Genomic DNA, 25,656 nt, shown 5'->3' on the forward strand with positions numbered 1-25,656 from the left:
ACGGAAGCCCGATCATACGACAGATGTCGTCTGCCTGCGAATCAGCCCAGAGTCAGCTGGCCGCAGCGTCCGTCGCCCGTTCGTGCTCAGGCGCCCGCGCCGGCACCCGCCGGCAACCCGCGCTCCCGCGTCGTCATCGCGAGCCTCGTCGGCACGTCGATCGAGTTCTACGACTTCTACGTCTACGCGACCGCCGCGGTGCTCGTCTTCCCGACGCTGTTCTTCCCGAACGAGGACCCGACGGCCTCGCAGCTGTCGTCCTTCGTCACCTTCGCCCTGGCGTTCTTCGCCCGGCCGGTCGGGTCGATCATCTTCGGGCACTTCGGTGACCGGATCGGCCGCAAGACCACCCTCGTCGCGTCGCTGCTCGTGATGGGCACCGCCACGTTCCTGATCGGCTGCCTGCCGACGTTCGACACCATCGGCGTCTGGGCCCCGGTCCTGCTCGCCGTGATGCGCTTCGCCCAGGGCGTCGGACTCGGCGGCGAGTGGTCCGGCGCGGCCCTGCTCGCGACCGAGAACGCGCCGAAGGGCAAGCGCGGCGTGTTCGGCTCGATGCCGCAGCTCGGTGCCCCGATCGGCTTCCTGCTCGCGAACGGCCTGTTCATCGCGATCAACGCAGCGATGCCCGCCGGTGCCGACGGCACCCCGAACGCCGACTTCCAGGCGTGGGGCTGGCGCATCCCGTTCCTGCTCTCCGCCGTGCTCGTCATCATCGGCCTCTACGTGCGCTTCAAGCTCGTCGAGTCGCCGGTGTTCCGGGGCGTGCAGGAATCGGGCACGGTCGCGAAGGTCCCGCTCGGCCGGGTGTTCCGCACCTCGTGGCGGGCCGTCATCGTCGGTACGTTCGGCATGGTCGCCACGTACGTGCTCTTCTACTTCATGACGACGTTCACCCTGTCGTACGGCACGACCGGCTCCGAGGCGAGCGCGCTCGTCCCGAAGGTCGGCCTCGGCTACACCCGTGGCGAGTTCCTGACCCTGCTCATGATCGGCGTCGTGTTCTTCGGCATCTTCACGCCGATCGCGGGGCTGCTCGCCGACAAGTTCGGCCGCCGCAAGACCCTCATCCCGACCACGATCGGCATCGCGCTGTTCGGTCTGACGTTCCAGTTCTGGTTCGCGGCGTCGAGCGGCCCGATCACCGTGGTGACGTTCCTCATCGTCGGGCTCTCGCTGATGGGGCTGACCTTCGGTCCGATGGGGGCGCTGCTGCCCGAGCTGTTCCCGACGAACGTCCGGTACACCGGCTCAGCCATCGCGTACAACGTCGCGTCGATCCTCGGTGCGTCACTCGCCCCGACCATCGCGCTGGCGCTCTGGAAGCCGGACGGCGACATCTTCCTGGTCGGCCTGTACCTGACGATCGCGGCGGTCGTGACGCTGGTCGCGCTGCTCTTCGTGCGCGAGACGAAGTCGAAGGACATCGCCGACGCCTGATCGGCGACGCATCCGCGGGACGGGCGCACACCGCTCAGCAGCGACGCGAAGCGTTGCGCGGGGTACGCCGACCGAGCCTGCGAGGGAGGGGTGCCAGCTGGCACCGGGCCTCCCGTCCGTCGTGTGCGCGCCTCGCCCCCCGCGCAACACGCCGTCGTGTCAGCGGGACGCCGCATGCCCGCCGAGACGCCGCCGGATTCGGCGGCGTCTCGGCGCGTGGCGGCGTCGAACGAAGACGCCGGCGTCTGCGCACCCGATGCAGCGCGGCGAGACCCGTCAACGCAGGTTGACGGATGTCGGTGCGTCAATGTAGGTTGACAGGCATGGACCGACCGACCATCACGAGCCTCGCGGCCGGAGCATCAGGGGACGACCCGTTCTCCGCCCTCGCCAACGTGCGGGAGCTGCGCCGTGAGCTCGACCGGACCGAAGAGCTCGCTGCGCGACGTGCCCGCACCGCCGGCGCCTCGTGGCAGGAGATCGCGACGCTGCTCGGTGTCAGCCGACAGGCAGTGCACAAGAAGTACGGCAGAAACTAGGAACACGATGAGCTTCCCCTTCGCACGCCCGAAGACCTCCGACGGCCCCCGCGCCACGTTCGGTCGTCTGCTGTCCTACCTGTTCGAGAACAAGCCCGCGATGGTCGTGATCATCGTGCTGAGCGTCCTCGGTGCGGGGGCCTCGCTCGCGCAGCCGCTCCTGGTCAACCAGGTCATCACCGCGGTGCAGCAGGGCAACACCCTCAGCACGCTCGTGTGGCTGCTGGTCGGGCTCGTCATCGTCGCGGGGGTGCTGAACGGCGTGCAGCACTTCCTGCTGCAGCGTGCGGGCGAGGGCGTCGTGCTCTCCACCCGCCGCAAGCTCATCGCCCGCATCCTCAACCTGCCGATCTCGGAGTTCGACACCCGGCGCACCGGCGACCTGGTGTCCCGCGTCGGCAGCGACACCACGCTCCTGCGGGCCGTCCTGACCCAGGGGCTGATCGAGTCGATCGGCGGCGCGCTCACGTTCATCGGCGCCATCGTCGCGATGGCGATCATCGACCCGCTGCTGCTCGGCATCGTGATCGTGATCGTCCTGATCGCCATCGTCGTCGTCGGCGGGCTGAGCCGTCGCATCCGGGTCGCCTCGAAGCGTGCGCAGGAGAAGGTCGGCGACCTCACCGCCGCCGTCGAACGCGGGATCGGCGCGGTCCGCACGATCCGTGCGGCCGGCGCCACCGAACGTGAGGTGCGCGAGGTCGACGGCCACGCGACCGAGGCCTACAAGCGCGGTCTCGACATCGCCAAGATGTCCGCCTTCGTCGTCCCCGTCGCGAGCATCGTCATGCAGGTCGCGTTCATCGCCGTCCTGGGCGTCGGCGGGGCGCAGGTCGCGGCCGGCACCATCACCATCGCGACGCTCATCACGTTCATCCTGCTGCTCTTCATGATGATCATGCCGCTCGGCCAGGCGATGGGCGCGGCCGTCGCCGTCGCCCAGGCGCTCGGCGCGCTCGGCCGGATCGAGGAGATCCTGCACCTGCCGACGGAGTCCCAGGACGACGAGTCGGTCCGGCCTGCCGCAGCGGTCGCCACCGACGACGCCATCGCGTTCGAGCACGTCTCGTTCCGGTACCGCGCCCAGGCGGACGCCTCGGGTGCCGACGGCGCGGTCGCGTCCGACCCCGCGGACCGTCCAGGAGGCCCGGATCACGTCGACGACGAGCGCCCGGCCGACGACGTGGTGCTCCACGACGTGTCGTTCCGGGTGCCCCGCGGCTCACGCGTCGCACTCGTGGGCCCGTCCGGTGCCGGCAAGTCGACGACCCTGGCGCTCATCGAGCGGTTCTACGACCCCACCGACGGCGTCATCCGCCTGGGTGGCATCGACGTGCGCGGCATGGACCGCGACGAGCTCCGCGCCCAGATCGGCTACGTCGAGCAGGACGCGCCGGTGCTCGCCGGCACGATCCGCGCCAACCTGCTGCTCGGGTCGCCGAACGCCACCGAGGACGACTGCGTCCGGGTGCTCGAGGCGGTCAACCTCGGCGAGGTCCTGCACCGCGACCCCCGCGGTCTCGACGCGCAGGTCGGTGAGGACGGCGTGATGCTCTCCGGTGGCGAACGACAGCGCCTGGCCATCGCCCGCGCGCTGCTCGCCGCTCCCCCGATCTTGCTGCTCGACGAGTCGACGTCGTCACTCGACGGGGTCAACGAGCAGAAGATGCGGCTCGCGATCGACGCCGTCGCCGAGGACCGCACCCTGCTCGTGATCGCCCACCGGTTGTCGACGGTGGTCGACTCCGACGTGATCGTCGTGCTCGAGCACGGCCGCGTCGTCGGCAGCGGCACGCACTCCGAGCTCGTCGAGTCGACACCGCTCTACCGCGACCTGGCGAAGCACCAGCTGCTGGTGTGAGTGCCGGTACGGCCGCGTGCACCGCGGCCGTACCGTCGATCCGGGCTCGGGCTCGGGCTCGGGCTCGGACTCAGGCTCAGGCGGCGAAGGGGTCCGGGGTCAGCACGTAGACGGTCTCGAGGTACTCCTCGATGCCCTCGTGCGACCCCTCGCGGCCGAGGCCGGAGGACTTCACGCCGCCGAACGGGAACGCCGCGTTCGAGACGACGCCCGTGTTCAGCCCGAGCATGCCCGTCTCCAGGCTCTCGGCGAGCCGCTGACCACGCCGGAAGTCGGTCGTGAAGGCGTAGGCGATGAGTCCGTACTCGGTGTCGTTGGCGAGCCGGATCCCTTCGTCCTCGGTGCTGAAGCGCGTGACCGAGGCGACCGGTCCGAAGATCTCCGTCGTCATGATCTCCGAGCCGGGTTGCACGTCATCGATCACCGTCGCCTCGTAGAAGGTGCCCGGGCGGTCGATCCGGTTGCCGCCGGTGACGAGCCGGGCACCGCGACCGAGGGCATCGTCGACGAGCGAGGCAGCTTTGTCCACGGCGCGGTCGTCGATGAGCGGTCCGAGCGTCGTGCCGTCCTCGGTGCCCCGGCCGACGCGCAGGGCGTCCACCTTCGCGGTGAGGGCCGCGACGAACGCATCGGCGATGCCGTCCTGCACGAAGAACCGGTTCGCGGCGGTGCAGGCCTCGCCCGTGTTGCGGAACTTCGCGAGCATCGCCGCGTCCACCGCCTCGTCGAGATCGGCGTCGTCGAACACGAGCAGCGGAGCGTTGCCGCCGAGCTCCATGCTCGTCTTGAGCACGTTGTCCGCCGCCTGCTTGAGGAGCGCCGAACCGACCGGGGTCGAACCGGTGAACGTCAGCTTCCGCAGGCGCGGGTCGGCGATGATCGGCTCGGACAGTCCCTTGGCGTCACTCGACGGGATCACGTTGAGCACGCCGTCCGGCAGCCCGGCACGGCGGAACAGCTCGACCAGGAACAGGGTCGTCAGCGGGGTGAGGTCGGCCGGCTTCGCGACCACCGTGCAGCCGGCGGCCAGGGCCGGGCCGATCTTCCGCGTCGCCATGGCGAGCGGGAAGTTCCACGGTGTGATCGCGTACACGGGGCCGACCGGACGCTTCAGCACGATCGCGCGGCCGGTGCCCTCGGGGTTCGTGCGGTAGTCGCCGGTGATGCGGACGGCTTCCTCCGAGAACCAGCGGAGGAACTCGCCGCCGTAGACGACCTCGCCGCGGGCCTCGGCGAGGGGCTTGCCCATCTCGAGCGACATCAGGGCCGCGAGGTCGTCGGCGTGCTCGTGCACCAGGTCGAAGGCCCGGCGCAGGATGTCCGAGCGCGTGCGCGGGGCCGTCGCTGCCCACGACTCCTGCGCCGCGGCGGCGGCGTCGAGGGCGGCGATGCCGTCCTCGGGGGTGGCGTCGGCGACCTCGGCCAGGACGGCACCGGTCGACGGGTCGTGCACGGCGAAGGTGGACCCGCTCGACGAGGCGCGCCAGGTGCCGCCGATGAAGAGTCCGGTGGGGACGCCCTCGACGCGGACGTGCTCGTCGGCGACGGTGGTGGTGGTTTCGTTCGTGGTGGTGTCGGTCACAGTCGTGCTCCTCCTGGGTTCGCGAGGCCCTCGTCCATGTCGCTGCGGTCGACGTGTCCGCCGGCCGCCCGGATCTCGTCGAGCGCCCGGGCGCTGCGCTCGACGTCGACGCCGGCCACCAGGTCCTCGTACACGGCGACGTCGAGGCCCGCGGCACGGGCGTCGAGCGCCGAGGCACGGACGCAGTGGTCGGTCGCGATGCCCACGACGTCGATCGTGTGCACGCGGCGCTCGGCGAGCACCTCGGCCAGCGGGACGCCCGCCTCGGTCCGGGCCTGGAACGCCGAGTAGTCCGGCGTGCCCTGCCCCTTGCGGACGTCGACGTCGATCAGTGCGGTGTCGAGATCGGGGTGGTAATCGGCGCCGGGCGTGCCGGCGACGCAGTGCACCGGCCACGTGTCGACGAAGTCGGGTCCGTCGGGTCCGGCGAAGTGTCCGCCGTTGTCGTCGTCGCCGTGGTGCCAGTCGCGGGACGCCACGATCAGGTCGTACTCGTCCCCGTGCCGACCGAGGAACGCGGTGATGCGCTTCGCGAGCGCCGCTCCCCCGGTGACCGCGAGCGCACCGCCCTCGGTGAAGTCGTTCTGGACGTCCACGACGAGCAGTGCTCTTGCCATGGGTCCATCCAACACCCGTCGGCTCAGGAGCCGGTGAGCTTGCTCCCGCACGAGTAGGTCGCGGCGGTCACCGCGTCGAGTGCCGGCAGTGCCGCTGCACGCGGCGAACCGATGGCGTAGAAGGCGAAGGTCAGCCGCGACCCGTCGGCGGCGTCGATGTAGCCGCCGAGGGTGTTGGCGCTGTCGATCCAGCCGGTCTTCGCGTGCACCTTGCCGCGCGCGACGGCGTTGGCGCCGGTGAACCGGCTGGCCAGGGTGCCGGACTGGCCGGACACCGGCAGGGCGTTCGCGAGCGTGCCGAGGCCCTTCGCGCCGGAGGCGACCTGCACCATGAGGTGTGCGACGAACTCCGGCGAAACGGCGTTCGAGGCACTCTCGCCCGAGCCGTCCTTGATCACGATGCCGGCCGGGTCGAGGCCGTAGGAGCGCAGTGCCGACTGGTACACGGACGACAGCGACGCCGCCGAGCCGTTCGACCCGGACTCCTTCGAGGACACCCGGGCGAGCATCTCGGCCAGGGTGTTGTCCGAGTTCGGGATCATCTGCCCGATGAGTGTCGACACCGGCTGCGACGACACCGTGGCGATCGTCTCGGTGCCGGTGGTCGCCCGCTTGACGATCTGCGCGGACCCGGCGCCAGCGACACCAGCGTTCGCCAGTGCCGTCCGGAAGGCGATGCCGGCGCGTCCGACCGGGTCCTCCGACCGGGGCGAGGTCGCCGCTGCGGGGTTCGCCCGGTCACCGTCGACCATGAGCGCCGTGACCTTCGGCTGGTACCCGATGGTGCGTTCGGACACCGGCCACGTGGGGTCCCAGGCGTCGGCGTCGCTCCAGTAGGAGTCGTCGGTGACGATCGTCGTGACCGGGGTGTCGCCGACCTTCGCCTTCACCTGCTGCGCGAGCTGCGCGAGGGTCGGGGCGCCCGGGTAGACGGTGCCACCGCCGGCGGACAGCGTCGCGTCGCCGTGGCCGACCAGGGCGACGGTGTTCGCGGACTCCCGTGCGACGGTCGTCGGGATGCGGTGGTCGCCCCCGAGCACCGAGAGCGCGGTCGCCGAGGTCAGGGTCTTCATCACGCTGCCGGTCTGGGCGGCCCGCTCGCCGTGCTTGGAGAACAGGACCTTGCCCGTCTTCGCGTCCATCACGTACCCCTCGAAGTCGCCGAGGCCGCTCGCCGACGCAGCCGTCGCGATCGAGCAGGTCCGGAGGGCAGACGGACCGGCGAGGTCGTCCGGCACCGCGCGGGCATCGGCGGTCGGGGTGGGAGACGGCTTCGTGGTCGGGCGCTTCGTGGTGGTCGTCCGGTCCGGAGCCGAGGACGCGGTCCGGGTCGGGCTCGGCGCCGCAGCGGTCCGGGAGTCCGGGGTCGTGGCCGCCGCGACGGCGACGGCCCCACCGGAACCGACCACGAGCAGCGCCGCGAGACCACCGGCGATCCACGGAACCGGGCGTCGCGCGGCGGAGGCGCGCACCGCGGTGACGGCGGCGTGGAACCGCTCCGGGACGGAACGCGGGGTGGGCTGCTGCTCGGACATCGCGACCGATCCTACGGAACTGCGGCAGGAGCCTCCAGGCCGGATCCGGGATCCGTGGCGGACGGGAGCCGGATCAGGGAGCCGTGACGGGACCGTCGGCCGGGTACCGGACCCCGACCTGGCGTCGTGCCTCGTCCAGCACCGCCATGATCGCGACGGTCTCGTCCGGGTCCATCGGGCCGCCGTCGTGGCGGCCCGACGTGATCATCGTCTCGAAGGCGCGGGCCTCGTGCTCGTAGCCGGCGAGTTCCTCGCGACCGTCGAACTCCTCGACGACGGCTCCGTCGCGATCGCGGATCCGCCAGGTGGTCGGCGTGTACCAGGTGGAGTCGAGGTCGATGCGGCCGGTCTCGCCGATGATCGACGCGGTGTTCGGGCTCCGCAGGTCCATCCCGAAGTGGATCATCGACTGCGCACCGCCCTCGTGCGTCATGACCAGGCCCATCTGCTCGTCGACGCCCTGCTCGCTCAGCGTCCCGGCTGCGACCAGCGCGGTCGGCACCCCGAGCACGTCCACCGCGAAGGACACCGGGTAGATCCCGAGGTCGAGCATCGCTCCCCCACCGAGTGCCGGGTCGCGCAACCGGTGGCCGGGGTCCGTCGGGAGGGCCTGGTGGTGAGTCGCCTCGACCACCACCGGACGGCCGATCCGTCCCTCGGCGACGATCTCGCGGATCATCGCCATCTGGGGCAGGAACCGGGTCCACATCGCTTCCATCACCGCGACGCCCGCCTGCCGAGCCGCGTCGACGACCGTCCTGGCCTCGGCCGCGGTCATCGTGAAGGCCTTCTCGACCAGGACGTGCTTGCCCGCCCGGATCGCGAGCAGGGCGTCCTCGGCGTGCCGGACGTGCGGGGTCGCGACGTAGACCGCGTCGACGTCGTCGTCCGCCACCAGGTCCTCGTAGGAACCGTGGGCCCGCTCGATGCCGAACTCGGCGGCGAAGGCCTCGGCGTGTTCGCGGGTGCGGCTGCCCACGGCCGTGAACACGATGCCGGCCGCGGTGCAGTCATCCACGAAGGACCGTGCGATGCCGCCTGTGCCGATGACTCCCCAGCGAACCGTCATGGGTCCTGTCTACCAGCGCGGGGTGTGGCGCGGCCCGCGGCGGTCGTCAGCGGGGTCCGCGTCGGGCGGTCAGCGGCGGTGCCCGCCTCGGGTCGTCAGCGGCGGTGCCCGCCTCGGGCGGTCAGCGGCGGTGCTTGCCGAGCGCGGCGTCCGGGGCGGCCATCGGGTGGTTCCGGAACCAGCGCAGGAGCTCACGGGCACGGCTCGTGTCGGCGCTCGCATCGCCCTCGGCGAGGAACGAGTCGAAGCCGTCGGGCAGGTCGGCGTCCGGTTCGCGGTGGAACGCCATCTTCCACTCGCCGAAACGCCGGGTGTGGATGCGTTCCTCGACGAGCAGGCCGACGTCGGTGTGCCGCGGGTCGTCGATGATGCGCTGGTACGTCTCGAGCACGGCTGCCTCGGGGCCCTCGAGCAGCTGCATGAACCGGCCGTCCTTGTAGACGAGCAGACCGGACAGGCCGGACGCGGTGTTGCGGACCCGTGCGTGCTCGAGCAGTGCGTCGAGCCGCTCCTGGTCGAACACCTCGTTCGCTGCGCTCATGTAGACCAGGGACAGCAGCATGACGACCTCTCGGTGACGACGGAACGGGTTCCCTCTCATCGTGGACCGCACCGACGCCGTCGGGCAGCCCCAGAACGGGGATCGTTCCCGCCCGCGCACCCGCGTCGAGGTTCGGGTCATCGACGCGAGCACACGGGTGTCGGGTCGTACGACCGGACTGATTCGGAGCCCCCGTCCGGGGGGATTGGTCACTCCGTGTCGTAGGTGCGGACCCAGTCGATCTGCACGTGCCCGGGGTCGCCCCAGTTGCCGATCTGGAACATGTAGCGGTGCGGCGTGGTGGGCACGTTGCGCGGCACCGTGAACACGAGCTTGCCGTCGAGGTAGTACCGGATGATCTTCCCCGGCACCCACTCGGTCGTGTAGGTGTGCCAGTCGTTCCAGGACACCCGGGTGTTGTAGTGCTCGGTCCGCTTCTCGAGCCCCTCGAGCATCGAGTGGTGGAAGACGCGCGGTGAGCCGTTGAACTGCCCCTCCGGGTAGTTCAGCTCGCCGTCCGCCCAGGCGTTCGACGTCGGCCAGAGCATGACCGCGATCCCGTTGCCGTCGCCACCGGTCGCCCGCGCACGGATGCTGAAGGTGCCGCCGACGTGTGACCAGGCGCCGGTGGGCGTGCCGAACGTCCCGGCGGCGCCGTGCTCCCCGTCCATCGCGACGTCCAGGTAGCCGTCGTGGGCGCTGATGAGCTTGTCCGAGTAGTACTTGCCGCCCGTACCGTCGGGGTACGGCTGCCACGAGTTCCGGTACGTCTCGGCGAAGGGGCCGCCCGCTGCTGCGGGGGTGTCGAAGTCCTCGGAGAAGGTCGGCTCGCGGTCCGCGAGGTACGCGGGACCGGTCGCGGACGCCGTCGGGGTCGCGGACGGACCGGTGCTCGGCGACGAGGTCGATGCGGACGTGGCACGGGACTCGGGCACGGCTGCCGCGGTGACCGCGAGGGCTCCGGCGGTGGCAGCGACCACGACGATGACCAGGACACGCTTCAGCACGGCGGCACCGCCGGTGGAGCGCTGGGCTGGTGGTCGGTCATCGTGTCCCCCGTTTCGCGGACAAGGGTAGCCCGCGAACGCGCCCGACGTCTGTCCCTCGGGCGAGGGACACGGGTTTCGTCCGGAATACGAAAACCCCGGTCAGAGCCACTTCGAGTGGGTCTGACCGGGGTGTTCACGGAGCCGCCTGTCGGAATCGAACCGACGACCTATTCATTACGAGTGAATCGCTCTACCGACTGAGCTAAGGCGGCGCACACTCCATGTCCGGAGTGGCACGAGCAATGACTATACAGGTTCAGACGAGTGAACGCGAAACCAGCACGCCGAGCTCGGAGAAGGACCGTTCGAGCTCGTCGACCAGGTGTGTTCCGGCCTCGGAACCCGACCACTCCCACCACGCGTGGCGCAGGGCGGCGAGGGCGACGATGGCCGCGAGACCCGCGCGGCGGCGGAGTGCCTCGGCGTCGCCGGCGAGCTCCGGGTCGGCGTGTTCGAGCCGTCGCGTGACGGCCGCCTGCAGCTCCGCCTGGAACTCCTTCATGGACGCCATGCGACGGCTGAACAGCTCCGGGTTCGCGCGGAGCACCTGCTGCCGCTCCTCGATGAGCCCGCGCTCCTCGATCAGTTCCCGCGTGGAGTGCACGAGCAGCGTGCCGATGTCGGCGAGCAGGTCACCGCTCGGACCACCGTCGACGAACGCCTGCAACGCCGCGTCGTCGGGCAGCTGCGGGTCGTCCCCGAGGATCGCCTGCTCCTTGCTCGGGAAGTAGTTGAAGAACGTCCGGGGCGAGACGTCGGCCCGCCGGGAGATCTCGTCCACCGTCACCGCGCCGAGGCCGTCCTCGATGGCGATCCGGAGCGCAGCCTGCTGGATGGCGCGCCGGGTGGCGCGGCGCTTCCGTTCGCGCAGGCCGGGTTCAGCGTCGGGCATGCCGTGATTGTTGCACGCCGGGCCTCAGCGGCGGGCGCGGGCGATCGTGACGAGCAGTGCTTCGAGCGCCAGGAGTGCCGCCACGTTCGCCGCGATGCGCTGGCGCGCCAGGGCCACAGCGTCGAGGACCTCGAGCGCGGCAGCGGGCGGTGTCGTCGGCAACGCGTGTTCGAGCTGGTCCTGCATGGCCAGGTTGACCGGTTCCGCCGGGGCTCCGAGCCCCAGCAGGAGCAGGTCGCGGTACAGGGACGAGACGTCGACCAGGATCCGGTCGAGGCCGTCGCGCAGGCTCCGGGTCGCCCGGCGCTTCTGGTCGTCCTCGAGAGCGCGGAGCTGCGACCGGAGCGCCGGCGGGATCGTCCCGCCGGGTTCGACCCCGAGCGAACGCAGGGCCGCGTCGCGCTCTTCGGAGTCGCGCTGCTCGGTGATCGACTTGGCGTCCTCGTCGGCGACGGCGAGGAGTTCAGCGGCCGCCATGACGGCGTCACCCACGCTCCGCACACCGAGCACGGTCGTCAGGGTCCGGCGGCGACGGTCACGGGCCGGCTCGCTCGTGGCGAGACGCTGCGCCATGCCGATGTGGCTCTGCGCCTGACGAGCAGCATCCATCGCGAGGGCACGGTCGACACCGGTGCGGGCGACGAGCAGGTCGGCGACGGACTCGATGCCGGGCACGCGCAGGCGGACCGAGCGGACGCGGGACCGGATCGTCGGCAGCAGGTCGGCCTCACTCGGGGCGCAGAGGATCCACACCGTGCGCTCCGGGGGTTCCTCGAGCGCCTTGAGCAGCAGGTTCGAGGTGCGCTCGGTCATGCGGTCGGCGTCCTCGATGATGACGACGCGGTAGCGGCCGACCGACGGCGAGTAGTACGACGAGGTGACGAGCTGCCGGATCTCGTCGATCGTGATGATCACACGCTGGGTCGTGAGCACCGAGACGTCGGGGTGGGTCTTCGCGGTGATCTGCCGCAGGGTGTGGTCGTCGTCGGGGCCGTTGCCCACGAGCGCCGCCGCGAAGGCGGTCGCCACGTTCGACCGTCCCGACCCGGGCGGGCCGGTGATGAGCCACGAGTGCGTCATGCCGCCGGTGCCGTCGGTGGACTCGGCCGCGTTGCGCAGCGACGCGACCGCTTCTTCCTGCCCGGTCAGGCCGTCCCACACGCTCACGGGACCATCCTGTCAGTGACCACCGTCATGCCGGGTCGATCCCGACGAGCGGGGCCACCGCTCGACGGACCGCGTCCTGCACGGTGTCGGTCGGGGCCGAGGCGTCGACCACCAGGAAGCGCACCGGCTCGGCCTCGGCCATCGCGAGGAAGGCCTGACGGACGGACTCGTGGAACGCCGCAGCCTCGGACTCGAGACGGTCGAAGGTGTCGCCCCGCGCCGCGGCCACCCGGGCGCGTCCGACGGTGACGTCGAGGTCGAGCAGGATCGTGAGGTCCGGTGCCAGACCGTCCGCTGCCCACTCCGAGACGGACCGGACCTGCTCGGCGCCGAGCCCGCGCGCGACGCCCTGGTAGGCGACGGACGAGTCGATGTAGCGGTCCTGCAGGACGACCTCGCCGCGTGCGATCGCCGGACGGACGACCGTCTCGACGTGCTGGGCTCGGTCGGCCGCGTACAGGAGCGCCTCGGCCCGGGGTGCGACGTGGCCCCGCTCGTGCAGGACCATCTGCCGGATCTGGACGCCGAGGTCGGTGCCGCCGGGCTCGCGGGTGCGGACAACGGTCCGACCGTGCGCACCGAGCCACGCCGAGAGCAGCTCCGCCTGGGTCGTCTTGCCCGCGCCGTCGCCGCCCTCGAGCGTGATGAAGCGACCGGTCACTTCTTCTTGGCCGCCGTCCGACGGGCCGGGGTCTTCTTCTTGACCGGCCCCTTGGCACGCTTGTCGGCGATGAGCTGGACCGCGCGGGCGTGGTCGACGGCCTCGACGTCCTCGCCCTTCGGGATGGTCGCGTTCGTCTCGCCGTCGGTGACGTACGGCCCGAACCGGCCGTCCTTCATCTTGATCGGCTTGCCGGACACCGGGTCGGCGTCGAACTCCTTGAGCGCGGCGCTCGCGGTGCGGTTGCCGCCGTACTTCGGCTGCGCGAACAGCTCGAGTGCACCGGGCAGGTCGATGTCGAAGATCGCGTCCTCGCCGGGCAGGGTCCGGGTGTCGGTCCCCTTCTTCAGGTACGGCCCGTACCGGCCGTTCTGCGCCGTGATGTCGTTGCCCGTCTCCGGGTCCTGGCCGACGACGCGGGGCAGGTCGAGGAGCTTCAGCGCGGTCTCGAGGTCGACGGTCTGCGGGTCCATCGACTTGAAGAGCGAAGCGGTGCGTTCCTTCGGCGCCGCGGCCTTCTTCGTCGTCTTCTTCGCAGGCGCCTTCTTGGCGGGGGCCTTCTTCGCCGTCGCCGTCGCCGATACCGTCTCGCTCGTCGCGGTCGCAGCAGCCGCTTCGGCCACGGGGGCCTCTGCCGCTGCGGGCGCTTCGACGACCTCGCCGGTCTTCGGGTCCACGGTGGGTTCGGGCTCCGGGGTGCGCTCCGTGACGTAGGGGCCGAAGCGGCCGTCCTTCGCCAGGACCTCCTTGCCGGTCTCCGGGTTGACCCCGACGACACGGTCGCCGATCACCGGGGCGTCGACGAGTTCCTTCGCCTTCTCGACGGTCAGTTCGTCGGGAGCGAGGTCCTCGGGCACGTTCACGCGCCGCGGCTTCTCGGGGTCGTCGCTCGGCACCTCGATGTAGGGGCCGTACCGACCGATCCGGAGCGTGAGGCCCGGAGCGAGCTCGACCGAGTTGATCTCGCGGGCGTCGATCTCACCGAGGTTGTCGATGACGGTCCGCAGGCCGCGCTGGTCGTCGTCGCCACCACCGAAGTAGAAGCCCTTGAGCCAGTCCACCCGATCGGCGTCGCCGCGGGCGATGCGGTCGAGGTCTTCTTCCATCTCGGCGGTGAAGTCGTACTCCACGAGCTCGCCGAAGTACTCCTCGAGCAGGCGCACGACGCTGAACGCGATCCAGTTCGGCACCAGCTGCGTGCCGCGGAGCGAGACGTAGCCGCGGTCGATGATCGTCGGGCTGATCGTGGGGTAGGTCGACGGACGCCCGATCCCCAGCTCTTCCAGCGTCTTGATGAGGCTCGCCTCGGTGAAGCGCGGCGGCGGGGTGGTGTCGTGCCCCTTCGCCTCGACGTCGGTGACCGCGAGGTGCTCGCCCTGGGCCACGTTCGGCAGGGCGACGTCCTGGCCCGCACGCTCGGACGACTCGTGGCGGTCCTCGTCACGGCCTTCTTCGTAGGCGCTGAGGAAGCCGCGGAACGTGATGACGGTGCCGGATGCGGTGAACTCGGCATCCGTGCCGTTCGCGGTCGAGGCGATGCCCTCGACCGACTCGGTGGAGGAGATGCCGAGCACGATCGACGCGGTCGAACCCTTGGCGTCCGCCATCTGGGACGCGATGGTGCGCTTCCAGATGAGGTCGTAGAGGCGCCACTCGACACCGGTGAGGGTGCCCTGCAGGTCCTGCGGGGTGCGGAAGGAGTCACCGGCGGGACGGATCGCCTCGTGCGCCTCTTGCGCGTTCTTGCTCTTGCTCGCGTAGAGGCGGGGCTTGTCGGGCACGGTGGCCGAGCCGTACAGGTCGGCTGCCTGCTTGCGAGCGGCGTCGATGGCCTGCTTCGAGAGCGAGACCGAGTCGGTACGGATGTAGGTGATGTAGCCGTTCTCGTACAGGGTCTGCGCAGCACGAGCGGTCTGTCGCGGGGACAGACGGAGCTTGCGCGCGGCTTCCTGCTGGAGCGTCGACGTGGTGAACGGCGCGGCGGGGCGTCGCGTGTACGGCTTCGAATCGACGCTGCGGACGGTGGCGTCACCGGCGCGCTCGAGGACCGTCGTCAGCGACGCGGCAGCGGCCTCGTCGAGCCGGACGACGTCACCGCTGAGCGTGCCGCGGTCGTCGAAGTCACGGCCGGAGGCGACGCGGGTGCCGTGGATCCGGGCGAGTCGCGCCGAGAAGGAGGACTCGCCGGCCTTCTCGAACCGGGCGGAGAGGTCCCAGTAGTTGGCGGACACGAAGGCCAGGCGCTCGCGCTCGCGGTCGACGACGAGCCGGGTGGCGGCGGACTGCACACGGCCGGCGGACAGACCGGGGGCGACCTTGCGCCACAGGACCGGGGAGACCTCGTACCCGTACAGCCGGTCGAGGATGCGGCGGGTCTCCTGCGCGTCGACGAGGGCGGTGTCGAGCTCACGGGTGGCTTCCTGCGCGCGCTGGATCGCCTCCTTCGTGATCTCGTGGAAGACCATCCGCTTGACGGGGACCTTCGGCTTCAGGACCTGCAGCAGGTGCCACGCGATCGCTTCACCCTCGCGGTCTTCATCTGTTGCGAGGTAGAGCTCGTCGGCGTCCTTGAGGGCGCGTTTCAGCTCGGAGACGGTCTTCTTCTTGGCGTCGGACACGACGTAGTACGGCTCGAAGCCGTTGTCGACGTCCACCGAGAACTTGCCGAGGGAGCCCTTCTTGAGCTCGGGCGGCAGGTTCTTCGGCTCGACGAGGTCGCGGATGTGTCCGACCGAGGCCTGGACTTCGTATCCGTCACCGAGGTATTGCGCGATCGTCTTCGCCTTCGCAGGGCTCTCGACGATCACGAGCTTCTTCGTGCCTGGCACGTGTCTCCTTGATCGATGGTGCTGATCGGCCCTGGCCACGAGCGTGTCCGGGTCGACCGGGACATCGGTGACCGCGGGCCGACAGGCAAACCATACACATAGTGTTCGGGCGGGTCGCCTGCCGGACCGGCCACCGCGAGTGCGCCGACGACGAACGGTCCGGTGCCCACGACCACGCGGACGCGGGCCGTGGTGGCGACGAGTTCGCAGGCGTCGAGGGCGGCCCCGTTCGCCGTGGCGATCCGGGTCGCGACCGCACACGGCTCCCCCGGTACCAGCCCGGTGGCGGCCGCCGCGGTGCCCACGGCGGCGGCGTCGGCGGTGCCCTGGGCGCGGAGGGCCTGCGTGCGGTGGCCGGCGGCGGCGAGCGCCGTCGACCCGACGAGGACCCCCATGCCGAGGACCGCCACGAGCAGCACGGTCGCCGAGCCGCGTTGGCCGTCGGGGATCGTCACGTCAGCCCCCTCGGGCCGCGGCACACCCCGTCGCGGTCAGTGGGAGCGCCGCGAAGGGACCGGTCCCGCCGCGCGTGGCGTCGACGCAGACCAGGTCGCCGTCCGACCGGACGACGACCGAGACCCCCGGAGCGATCCGGTCGGCCGCGGACCGGCCCTGGTGCTCGTCGTCACGCCCGATCGCCCGGGCGGCGGTGGCTGCGGCGAGTTGCAGACGGCCCTGCGCGTCGACGACGAGGACGGCTGCGACGAGGGCGGTCAGCACGATCGCCAGCACGGGGAGCGCCACCGCGAACTCGACGGTCACCGAGCCGCGCTCACAGCGAGAGCGCGCCACGGACGAGGTCGGTGAGGATGGTCTGGACCTCGCCGGAGCGCATGACCGCGACGAGCACACCCGCGAAGGCCACGGCGGCGAGGATGACGACCGCGTACTCGGCGGTGGCCGATCCCCGGTCGTCCCGCAGCCGGGACGACCACCGGGCGACGAGGGGACGCGGGCGACGGTGGTGGCGGATGGCCCGACGGGTGCGGCGGTCAGGGGATGACGTGGTGCTCATGGAGTCCGTCCTTTCTGTTCGGTGGGACCAGCGTGTCCTGGCTGGGGTGTCGACGAGGAGGCCTCGGCTCCATCTGTGGACAGGTCACGCGGCCCCGCCCACCGTGGAGGAGAGGACCCCGACCACCACGGGCACCACCCCCACGAGCACGAACGCCGGCAGGACGCAGACCCCGAGTGGCAGCACCAGTCGGACGGCCAGTCGTTCCGCCGCCACGAGCCCGTCGGCAGCGGCCTCGTCACGCACGTCCTCGGCGGCGCGGCGGAGCAACCCCGCGGCGGGCACCCCCGCCCGCCGGGCGAGGTCGAGGACCTCCCGCAGCCGGTGCACGTCCCCGGCGGGCGGGGCGGCTCCCGCGGACGCCTCGGCGACTGCCTGCCCGGCGGTGGTCCACGACCCGCCTCCGGCGACCGCCACGGCCCAGGCGTCGAGGAGCACCCCGGGGACCCGGCCGTCGGGGGTCGCGGAACGGACCAGCCGGGCGGTCCACCGTCGCCCGGCCAGGACCAGGGCGGCCGCGGTGCACGAGCACGCCCAACCGGCAGGTGAACCGACCAGGACCTCGACGGCACCGGCGCCCCAGGTAGCACCGAGGCCCAGCCCGAAGAGCGGCAGCGCGAGCACGACCCGGGCGCTCGTCCGCGGTCCCGCCAGGGCGACCCGGATCGCGCGGTCCGATGCCGCGGCGCGTCGGAGCGCGCCGGCGAGCCCGCGGAGGGTCTCCGCGACGGGCGCTCCCGTCCGGTCCGCCACGCGGAGGACGACGACGATGTCCTGCTGCGCGGGTCCCCCGACCCCGGGCAGCCCGCCGACGAGCCGCCAGGCCCGCGGTGGCGGGACCCCCGCCGCGACCAGCGTCGCCACCCGGTCGAGCACCCCGGCCACCCGCGCCGGGCCGTCGGGTGTGGGTCGCCTCACCGCAGCCCGTCCACCGGGCGCACCTCGAGCCTCCCGTCCGGGCCGACGCACAACGTGCCCACGCCACCGAGCCGCCGCTGGCCTGCGCGTCGCTCCACGTGCAGGACCAGGTCGAACGCGCTGACGGCCTGCCGGGCGAGCGCCTCGGCACCGAGGCCGGCGAGTGCCCCGAGTGCTTCGAGGCGAGCGGCCACGTCGGCGATGCCGTTGGCGTGCACGGTGCCGGCTCCCCCGTCGTGCCCGGTGTTCAGGGCGGAGAGGAGTTCACGGACCTCGGCGCCGCGGCACTCCCCCACGACGATCCGGTCGGGGCGCATCCGCAGCGCCTCGCGCACGAGTCGGTCGAGGCCAAGTGCGCCGACCCCCTCGGCGTTCGCCTGCCGCGCCTCGAGCGCGACGACGTGCGGATGAGCGATCCGGAGCTCCGCGACGTCCTCCACCGTCACGATCCGCTCGTCGACGGGGACGTTCCCGAGCATCGCCGCGAGCAGCGTGGTCTTGCCGCTGCCGGTCGCGCCGGTGACCAGGACGTTCCGGCGCGCCGCGACGGCGTCCTCGACGACCGACCGCGGGACGAACGCGAAGGTCCCGCCGCGCTCGAGGGTGGCGAGGGAGGGGCGCTGGACCTGTGGCAATCGGATGGACACGGCGGTGCCCCCGACGGACACCGGGGCGAGGACGACGTGGACCCGGACACCGTCCCCGTGCCGGACGTCCGCGCACGGGGTGGTCTCGTCGACGTGGCGACCGCCGAGCGCGACGAGCCGCGTCGCGAGTTCGCGGGTACGTGCTTCGGTCAGTCGCGGCTGCACGGCTTCGAGGCCGGTGCCGCGGTCGACCCACGTCCCCACGCCGCCGAGCACCAGGACGTCCGTCACGGTGGCATCGGCCACCAGGGCGGCGAGTTCCTCGAACTCGACGACCACGGACGCCCGGCGACGAGCCGGAGGCGCTGCTCCGGGCAGGAACGGCGCCGACGGAGCATGCGCCCGCGCCGGTGCCGGCACCGAGAACGCAGGCGATGTCGACGCGGAAGGCGCCGACGCGCGGGGAAGCAGTGGAGCACGGTGCAGGGGCATGCCGCCGACGGTAGGGAGCACGTCAGCCCTCAGCCGGGACGGTCCCCACTTCTGTGGACAACGTCGGAGTGCACCACCAACGGACCGGTTTGTCCCCCGAAACGGAAAGCCGTACCCCGGTCGATGATGCGACACCGACGCGCTCGGGGCTACCCACTACCCCCGCTTCCCCCGGCCGGACTGCGCGTAGCACCTGCTACGCAAGAACATGCAGAATGCATGCACGAGCATGGACCGGTCTGTCCACGCGACCGGCGTCCCTGCGCGGATCGGGGCACACGGCGGAGCCCGACGAGCCACCATCGCTCGAGTCGGACCCCGGGAAACAGAAGAGGCGGCACCGGTTGGGGGGAACAGGTGCCGCCTTGACATCGAGGGATTGGGGGGAATCCGATTCGATGCCGCCGGAAACGAGTCCAGCGGGATCTACTGTACCCCACGATCGGCCCTCCAGGGCAACCCCGGACACGACCTCCGGGCGTGCCGCGCCCCGACCCGGCCGAGGGGTAGTCTCCGGATGCACGCAGGCACCGGCGACGGATGCTCGCACGCATCCACGACGGATGCCACCAGAGGCCGCAACGACGCGAAAGGACATCGATGTCCACTCCGACCCAGACCGACCCCCGAGGCGACGACGGAGCGACCTTCGCGCCGCCGCCCGAGTTCGTGGCCGACGCGGTCGCCGGCGAGGACCTCCACCACGCAGCAGCGGCCGACCGCGAGGCGTTCTGGGCCGAGCAGTCCCGCTCCCTGCTCGACTGGCGCAGCCCGTTCACGCAGACCCTGGACTGGTCGGGCGCCCCGTTCGCGAAGTGGTTCGCCGACGGCACGCTCAACGTCGCCGAGAACTGCCTCGACCGACACGTCCGCGCCGGCAACGGCGACCGGGTCGCGATCCACTTCGAGGGCGCTCCCGGCGACACGCGCCGGATCACCTACGCCGAGCTGACCGCCGAGGTGCAGCGCGCCGCGAACATGCTCACCGACCTCGGCGTGGGCCAGGGCGACCGGGTGGTCGTGTACCTGCCGCTCATCCCCGAGGCCGTCGTGACGATGCTCGCCGTCGCCCGTATCGGTGCCGTGCACTCGGTCGTCTTCGGCGGGTTCAGCGCGGAGAGCCTCCGTGCCCGCATCGAGGACGCCGGCGCGAAGCTCGTCGTCACCGCGGACGGCGGGTGGCGGCGCGGTGCCGTCTCACCGCTCAAGCCCGCAGTCGACGAGGCACTGACCGGCGAGGGCACGGACACGGTCGAGCACGTCCTGGTCGTCAAGCGCGGCGGCAACGACATCGCGTGGAACGACCGCGACGTCTGGTGGCACGACGAGCTGGCGAAGGCGGCGCCGACCCACGAGGCCCAGGCGTTCCCCGCCGAGACCCCGCTGTTCATCCTGTACACCTCGGGCACGACCGGGAAGCCGAAGGGCATCGTGCACACCTCCGGCGGCTACCTGACCCAGGCGGCGTACACGCACAAGAACGTCTTCGACATGCACCCGGAGAAGGACGTCTACTGGTGCACCGCCGACATCGGCTGGATCACCGGCCACTCCTACGTCGTCTACGGCCCGCTCGCCAACGGCGTCACCCAGGTGCTCTACGAGGGCACCCCCGACGAGCCGAAGCCCGGCCGCTGGTGGGACCTCGTCGACGCGTACGGCGTCACCGTCCTCTACACCGCACCCACGGCGGTCCGTGCGGCGATGAAGGCCGGCCGCGAGATCCCGGAGGCGCGCAGCCTCGAGACCCTCCGCCTGCTCGGCAGCGTCGGCGAACCGATCAACCCGGAGGCGTGGCAGTGGTACCGGCAGGTCATCGGCCACGACCGCACGCCGATCGTCGACACGTGGTGGCAGACCGAGACCGGCGCGATCATGATCTCCGCCCTGCCCGGCGTCACGAAGCTCAAGCCCGGCGCCGCACAGACGCCGCTGCCGGGCATCGTCGCCGAGATCGTCGACGACGACGGCAACCGCGCCGACCCGGGCGAGAGCGGCTACCTCACGATCACCGAGCCGTGGCCGTCGATGGCCCGCGGAATCTGGAACGACCCGGACCGGTTCGTGGAGACGTACTGGTCGCGGTTCCCCGGCCGCTACTTCGCCGGCGACGGCGCGCGGCTCGACGGGCAGGGCGACATCTGGGTGCAGGGGCGCGTCGACGACGTCATGAACGTCTCGGGACACCGCCTGTCGACGGCCGAGATCGAGTCCGCCCTGGTCGGCCACGAGGGCGTCGCCGAGGCCGCCGTGGTCGGGGCCGCCGACGAGACCACCGGGCAGGCCGTCGTCGCCTTCGTCATCCTGACAGCCGAGGCCGCCGCCGACGTGGACCGCGAGACCGCCTCCGCAGAGCTCCGCAACTGGGTCGGCAAGCGGATCGGCGCGATCGCGAAGCCGCGCCAGGTCGTCATCGTGCCGGAGCTGCCGAAGACACGCTCCGGCAAGATCATGCGGCGGCTGCTCCGCGACGCGGCCGAGGGCCGCCGCATCGGCGACACGACGACGCTCGCCGACCCGACGATCATGGCGACCATCGCGGAACTCATGTAGTCCCGCCAGACGGAAGCAGGGCTTCCAGTCAGATACAGACTGGAGGCCCTGCTCACGTTCGTTCCGTCGGTCACTGCCGTCAGGCGGTGAGCTCCACCACCAGCTCGACCTCGACCGGCGCGTCCAGCGGGAGCACGGCGACGCCCACCGCGCTCCGCGCGTGGACGCCGGCGTCGCCGAAGACCTCGCCGACCAGGGTCGACGCGCCGTTCGCGACACCGGGCTGGCCGGTGAACGACGGGTCCGACGCGACGAAGACCGTGACCTTGACGACACGGGCCACGCGGTCGAGCGAACCGGCGACCGACTGCACGGCGGCCAGGGCGTTCAGCGCGGCCACGCGAGCCTGCGCGGCGGCGGTCTCCGCGTCGACGTCGGTACCGACCTTGCCGGTCACGGGCAGGGCGCCGTCGACGAAGGGCAGCTGGCCCGCCGTGTAGACGTACTGGCCCGTCACGACGGCGGGCACGTAGGCGGCGACGGGCGCGGCGACCGCGGGGATCGTCAGGCCGAGTTCGGCGAGCCGGTCGGAGACGCTCATGCGTCGGCCTTGGGGCGCTTCAGGTAGGCGACGAGACCGCCCTCGGGCCCGGTGACGATCTGGACCAGCTCCCAGCCCTCGTCCCCGTAGTTGTTGAGGATCGCGGTGGTGTTGTGGATCATCAGCGGCGTGGTGAAGTACTCCCAGCGAGTCATGCGGTTCCTTGCCAGCCTTTCAGTCGGGGGTGTCGTTTAGGCTGCATCCTATGTCTGCCCAGAAGACGTCTGCATCGCGGACCAAGCCCGTCTCAGCAGTCGGCGCCTTCATCGGATTCGTCGGGTTCAGTGCCCTCGCCGGCCTGCTCGTCACGATCGGGGTCACCCCGGCCATCGCCGTCGCCGGTGTCACGACGACGTCCACGATCGGTGTGTTCGAGTCCCTGCCGGAGTACATCGAGATCGGTGACCTGCCGCAGCGCAACGAGCTGTACGCGTACTCGGGCGGCAAGTCGGTGCACTTCGCCACCCTGTACGACCAGAACCGCCAAGAGCTGAAGTTCGACCAGATCAGCGACCAGCTGAAGAACGCGGCGATCGACGGCGAGGACAAGCGCTTCTACGACCACGGCGGCGTCGACATGACGTCGCTCATCCGCGCCGGTGTGGGCAGCATCGCGGGCGGCCTCGGCGACTCGGGCGGTGGATCGACGCTGACCATGCAGCTCGTCCGCAACATCAAGATGAACGAAGCCCTGAACCTCCCCACCAAGAAGGAGCAGGAGAAGGCCTACAACGAGGCCGTCGAGCAGACCATCCCCCGCAAGCTGGAGGAGATGAAGCTCGCGATCGGGCTGGCGAAGAAGTACTCCAAGAAGGAGATCCTCACCGCCTACCTGAACATCGCCTACTTCGGCGACCAGACCTACGGCGTGCAGGCCGCGGCGCAGCACTACTACAACAAGAGCGCGACCGACCTGACCCCGGCCGAGGCCGCGTCGCTCATCGCGATCGTGCAGTACCCCGAGGCGCGCAACCTGTCGAGCCCGAAGAAGTACGACGCCAACGTCGCCCGGCGCAACGTCGTGCTCCGTTCGATGTACGACCAGAAGAACCTCACCGAGGCCGAGTACCGAACGGCTCGCCAGTCGAAGCCGGCGGACTACGTGCACCTGACGCAGCCCTCGCAGGGCTGCCGCGCCTCGGTCGGCGACGGCTCGCAGTTCTTCTGCGACTACGCCAAGAAGGTCGTACTCGAGATGTCGCAGCTCGGCTCGTCGCAGAAGGCTCGTGACACCGCGTGGCGCAACGGTGGGTACAAGATCCAGACGACGCTGAACATCGACCTGAACGCCGAGCAGAAGCGTCTCGTCAACACGTACGACAACAAGGCCGAGACGAACCTGGCCCTGGGCGCCACGCTGAACTCGATCGAGGCAGGCTCCGGCCGCATCGTCACGATGGCACAGAACAAGGACTTCGACGAGTCGTTGAAGTCCGCGCCGACATCGACGTCCCTGAACTACAGCGTCGACGAGAAGTACGGCAGCGCCAAGGGCTTCCAGACGGGCTCGACCTACAAGCTCTTCACCCTGCTCGCGTGGCTGCAGGCCGGGCACGGGCTGAACGAGGTCGTCAGTGGCGCGCCGCGTGACATGTCGACGGGGTGGACCCAGTGCGGCCAGCCGTACTACGTCGGAGGCGGATACCGGCCGAAGAACGACAGTCCCGGCGAGAGCGGCAACTACACCGTCGCCGCGGCGACGGCCCAGTCCATCAACCTGGCGTTCCTCAACATGGCGCAGAAGCTCGACCTCTGCGACATCAAGAAGGTCGCCGAATCCCTCGGCGTCCACCGTGCGGACGGCGGAGAGCTCCTCTCCAACCCGTCGTCGGTCCTCGGCATCAACGAGATCGCGCCCATGACGATGGCCGCCGCGTACGCCGCCGTCGCGAACAACGGCATCTACTGCAAGCCGATCGCCATCGACCAGATCACCTCGCCGTCCGGCAAGAAGCTCGGCGGACAGACCAAGGACTGCAAGCAGGCGATCGACCCCGAGGTCGCTCACGCCGCCATCTACGCCATGAAGGGCACGATCGCCAACGGCACCGCTCGCGGCGCACAGACCCCGGATGGCATGCAGCTGTTCGGCAAGACGGGTACGACCGACGACGGCAACCAGATCTGGCTGGTCGGCTCGAGCTCGCGTGTCGCCACCGCCTACTGGCAGGGCAACACCGACGGCAAGCTCACCAACCTCCGCAACTTCAGCAACGGGGTGAGCGGCACGTACGCCGCCAGCCGTGCGGACGTGTGGCGGCAGGCGCAGACGCCGGTCAACGCGATCTACCCAGCGGGTCCGTTCACCGACCCGAACACCTCGGCGCTCCGCGGCAACGCCAAGGCACTGCCGAACCTGCAGGGCAAGACGGCGGACGAGGCCCGCGCGGCGATCTCGGGCGCCGGGTTCACGTACGTCGACGGCGGCGCGCGTCCCGGCACGGGGAACCCCGGTTCCGTGACCTCGACGTCCCCGGCGGCGGGTGCGCTCCTGTCCTCGGGCTCGAGCGTCACCGTCTACACGTCCGACGGCACCCAGGCGACCGTTCCCGAGATCGGCGGCGACTCCCTCGGGGACGCCCGCTCGGCCCTGAACGATGCCGGGTTCACGAGCGTCAACCTCGCCGACAGCTACGCCAAGGGCGGCGGTGGCAAGACCTGCAAGGTCGCCGCGGTCGAGCCGGCGATCAACGCAACGGCGAACAAGAACGACAACGTGACGATCCAGCTCTACGGCGACAAGAACGGCAAGGCGCCCAAGGACTGCAAGTGACCCGCGGTCGCACCGCACTCGGTGTCCTCGCTGCCGGCGCGGCCGTCGGAGCTGCTTCGGCGGCGTGGGGTTCGCTCGTCGAGCGTCGTCGCTTCGGGATCCGGTGGGAGACCGTCCCGGTGCTCCCGCCGGGTTCCCGTGACGTCACCGTCCTGCACCTCTCCGACATCCACATGGCCCCGTGGCAGGCCGACAAGCAGCAGTGGCTGCGCGACCTGAGCCTGGTCGAACCGGACTTCATCGTGAACACCGGGGACAACCTCGGCCACGCGACCGCGAACGCCGCCGTGGAGTACGCGCTCGAGCCGTTCCGCGGGGTGCCCGGTGTCTTCGCCTACGGGTCGAACGACTTCTTCGGGCCCTCCCCGCGCAACCCGCTCAAGTACTTCTCGGGGCCGAGCCGGATGCACAAGGCTGCGGAGCCCGTCGGTCTCGACATCGACCGGCAGACGGCGTTCTTCGAGTCGCTCGGCTGGCTCGACCTCAACGACCAGGCGCACGCGATCGAACTCCGCGGCTCCCGGTTCGAGCTGTTCGGCACCTCGGACGCGCACCGCGACTGGGACCGCCTCGACCTCCTCCCCACCAACGTCGACGAGATGCGCAGCGACGTGCCGTGGTCCGAGGACGAGGACGGCCCCGCTCCGGTCGCGATCGGTGTCACGCACGCGCCCTACCGTCGCGTGCTCGATGCCTTCGTGACCCAGGGTGCCGACATCATCTTCGCCGGGCACACCCACGGCGGTCAGGTGGCGGTCCCCGGGGTCGGCGCGCTCGTCACGAACAGCGACCTCCCCCGCCGGTACGCGAGCGGGTTGCACAAGTGGGAGCACCGCAACCACTGGTCGTGGCTCGAGGTCTCGGCCGGTCTCGGCACCTCGATCTACGCGCCCGTCCGGTTCGCCTGCCGGCCCGAGGCCGTCGTGGTCACCCTCACCGCACGGGCTTCCTGAGCCGACGCGCCCGGGAGTTCACCGGATGGTCGTGAGCATCCCC

23 protein-coding genes and 1 tRNA gene are annotated in these 25,656 nt (G+C 71.0%); 6 read left to right on the forward strand and 18 right to left on the reverse strand.

The features are described 5' to 3' along the window. Positions 1-30 precede the first annotated feature (30 nt). The 3 genes from DEJ01_RS15385 (at position 31) to DEJ01_RS15395 (ending at position 3,840) form a co-directional block, all read left to right on the forward strand. The gene (locus tag DEJ01_RS15385; RefSeq protein ID WP_111093502.1) at positions 31-1,440 is read left to right on the forward strand and encodes an MFS transporter; all 1,410 of its coding nucleotides are present in this window, start codon (positions 31-33) and stop codon (positions 1,438-1,440) included. Between the two features lie 323 nt (positions 1,441-1,763). After that, entirely contained in the window at positions 1,764-1,979 is a 216-nt protein-coding gene (locus tag DEJ01_RS15390) for a hypothetical protein (protein WP_027466417.1), read from the forward strand. A gap of 7 nt (positions 1,980-1,986) precedes the next feature. After that, positions 1,987-3,840, forward strand: coding sequence for an ABC transporter ATP-binding protein (locus DEJ01_RS15395; protein WP_111093503.1), 1,854 nt, complete (start codon positions 1,987-1,989; stop codon positions 3,838-3,840). A gap of 76 nt (positions 3,841-3,916) precedes the next feature. On the opposite strand, the gene DEJ01_RS15400 is transcribed toward DEJ01_RS15395, so the two are convergent. The 16 genes from DEJ01_RS15400 to DEJ01_RS15475 form a co-directional block, all read right to left on the reverse strand. Further along, positions 3,917-5,422, reverse strand: a complete 1,506-nt coding sequence (locus DEJ01_RS15400) for an NAD-dependent succinate-semialdehyde dehydrogenase (protein WP_111093504.1) — start codon at positions 5,420-5,422, stop codon at positions 3,917-3,919. Beyond that, positions 5,419-6,039, reverse strand: a complete 621-nt coding sequence (locus DEJ01_RS15405; RefSeq protein ID WP_071404992.1) for an isochorismatase family protein — start codon at positions 6,037-6,039, stop codon at positions 5,419-5,421. Before DEJ01_RS15405 ends, DEJ01_RS15400 begins: the two co-directional genes overlap by 4 nt. A 23-nt stretch (positions 6,040-6,062) precedes the next feature. Further along, positions 6,063-7,574, reverse strand: coding sequence for a D-alanyl-D-alanine carboxypeptidase/D-alanyl-D-alanine-endopeptidase (dacB, locus tag DEJ01_RS15410; RefSeq protein ID WP_111029427.1), 1,512 nt, complete (start codon positions 7,572-7,574; stop codon positions 6,063-6,065). Positions 7,575-7,647: 73 nt separating this feature from the next. Next, positions 7,648-8,643 carry a Gfo/Idh/MocA family protein gene (locus tag DEJ01_RS15415; RefSeq protein ID WP_111093505.1) on the reverse strand — a complete coding sequence of 332 codons (996 nt, stop codon included), beginning with the start codon at positions 8,641-8,643 and terminating at the stop codon, positions 7,648-7,650. A gap of 121 nt (positions 8,644-8,764) precedes the next feature. After that, the gene (locus DEJ01_RS15420; protein WP_051596899.1) at positions 8,765-9,205 is read right to left on the reverse strand and encodes a BLUF domain-containing protein; all 441 of its coding nucleotides are present in this window, start codon (positions 9,203-9,205) and stop codon (positions 8,765-8,767) included. 188 nt (positions 9,206-9,393) lie between these two features. Continuing rightward, the gene (locus DEJ01_RS15425) at positions 9,394-10,191 is read right to left on the reverse strand and encodes a glycoside hydrolase family 16 protein (protein WP_111046824.1); all 798 of its coding nucleotides are present in this window, start codon (positions 10,189-10,191) and stop codon (positions 9,394-9,396) included. Between the two features lie 181 nt (positions 10,192-10,372). Beyond that, positions 10,373-10,445, reverse strand: a tRNA-Thr gene (locus DEJ01_RS15430). 44 nt (positions 10,446-10,489) lie between these two features. Next, positions 10,490-11,125 (reverse strand): TetR/AcrR family transcriptional regulator, encoded by a 636-nt coding sequence (locus DEJ01_RS15435; RefSeq protein ID WP_111093506.1) that lies wholly within the window; start codon positions 11,123-11,125, stop codon positions 10,490-10,492. A gap of 24 nt (positions 11,126-11,149) precedes the next feature. Beyond that, entirely contained in the window at positions 11,150-12,292 is a 1,143-nt protein-coding gene (locus tag DEJ01_RS15440) for a DNA polymerase III subunit delta' (RefSeq protein WP_071404998.1), read from the reverse strand. A gap of 25 nt (positions 12,293-12,317) precedes the next feature. After that, on the reverse strand, positions 12,318-12,953 hold the full coding sequence (gene tmk / locus DEJ01_RS15445) for a dTMP kinase (RefSeq protein ID WP_111046823.1): 636 nt from the start codon (positions 12,951-12,953) through the stop codon (positions 12,318-12,320). After that, entirely contained in the window at positions 12,950-15,781 is a 2,832-nt protein-coding gene (gene topA, locus DEJ01_RS15450; protein WP_111093507.1) for a type I DNA topoisomerase, read from the reverse strand. The genes tmk and topA overlap by 4 nt, the downstream gene beginning before the upstream one ends. Further along, positions 15,757-16,236, reverse strand: coding sequence for a flp pilus-assembly TadE/G-like family protein (locus DEJ01_RS15455; RefSeq protein WP_146247645.1), 480 nt, complete (start codon positions 16,234-16,236; stop codon positions 15,757-15,759). Before DEJ01_RS15455 ends, topA begins: the two co-directional genes overlap by 25 nt. A 1-nt stretch (position 16,237) precedes the next feature. Then, positions 16,238-16,543 (reverse strand): TadE family type IV pilus minor pilin, encoded by a 306-nt coding sequence (locus tag DEJ01_RS15460; protein ID WP_181438471.1) that lies wholly within the window; start codon positions 16,541-16,543, stop codon positions 16,238-16,240. 10 nt (positions 16,544-16,553) lie between these two features. Next, the gene (locus DEJ01_RS15465) at positions 16,554-16,796 is read right to left on the reverse strand and encodes a DUF4244 domain-containing protein (RefSeq protein WP_181438472.1); all 243 of its coding nucleotides are present in this window, start codon (positions 16,794-16,796) and stop codon (positions 16,554-16,556) included. 84 nt (positions 16,797-16,880) lie between these two features. Continuing rightward, a complete protein-coding gene (locus DEJ01_RS15470; RefSeq protein ID WP_181438473.1) occupies positions 16,881-17,714 on the reverse strand; it encodes a type II secretion system F family protein in 834 nt (277 codons plus the stop codon). Next, a complete protein-coding gene (locus tag DEJ01_RS15475; protein WP_111093511.1) occupies positions 17,711-18,640 on the reverse strand; it encodes a CpaF family protein in 930 nt (309 codons plus the stop codon). Before DEJ01_RS15475 ends, DEJ01_RS15470 begins: the two co-directional genes overlap by 4 nt. Positions 18,641-19,393: 753 nt before the next feature. Here DEJ01_RS15475 and acs point away from each other — a divergent pair. After that, a complete protein-coding gene (gene acs, locus DEJ01_RS15480; protein ID WP_111093512.1) occupies positions 19,394-21,346 on the forward strand; it encodes an acetate--CoA ligase in 1,953 nt (650 codons plus the stop codon). A gap of 79 nt (positions 21,347-21,425) precedes the next feature. Here the strand turns inward: acs and DEJ01_RS15485 are convergent, their stop codons facing one another. Beyond that, on the reverse strand, positions 21,426-21,887 hold the full coding sequence (locus DEJ01_RS15485; protein ID WP_071405006.1) for a RidA family protein: 462 nt from the start codon (positions 21,885-21,887) through the stop codon (positions 21,426-21,428). Next, the gene (locus tag DEJ01_RS15490; protein WP_017888699.1) at positions 21,884-22,042 is read right to left on the reverse strand and encodes a DUF4177 domain-containing protein; all 159 of its coding nucleotides are present in this window, start codon (positions 22,040-22,042) and stop codon (positions 21,884-21,886) included. Before DEJ01_RS15490 ends, DEJ01_RS15485 begins: the two co-directional genes overlap by 4 nt. 50 nt (positions 22,043-22,092) lie before the next feature. Here DEJ01_RS15490 and DEJ01_RS15495 point away from each other — a divergent pair, with 50 nt between their 5' ends. Together DEJ01_RS15495 and DEJ01_RS15500 are read left to right on the forward strand one after the other, a co-directional pair. Beyond that, the gene (locus DEJ01_RS15495; protein WP_111093513.1) at positions 22,093-24,660 is read left to right on the forward strand and encodes a transglycosylase domain-containing protein; all 2,568 of its coding nucleotides are present in this window, start codon (positions 22,093-22,095) and stop codon (positions 24,658-24,660) included. Further along, positions 24,657-25,613 (forward strand): metallophosphoesterase, encoded by a 957-nt coding sequence (locus tag DEJ01_RS15500; RefSeq protein WP_071405008.1) that lies wholly within the window; start codon positions 24,657-24,659, stop codon positions 25,611-25,613. The genes DEJ01_RS15495 and DEJ01_RS15500 overlap by 4 nt, the downstream gene beginning before the upstream one ends. Positions 25,614-25,656: the final 43 nt, after the last annotated feature.

The sequence above is a fragment of the Curtobacterium sp. MCLR17_040 genome, assembly GCF_003234735.1.
GTDB lineage: Bacteria > Actinomycetota > Actinomycetes > Actinomycetales > Microbacteriaceae > Curtobacterium > Curtobacterium flaccumfaciens.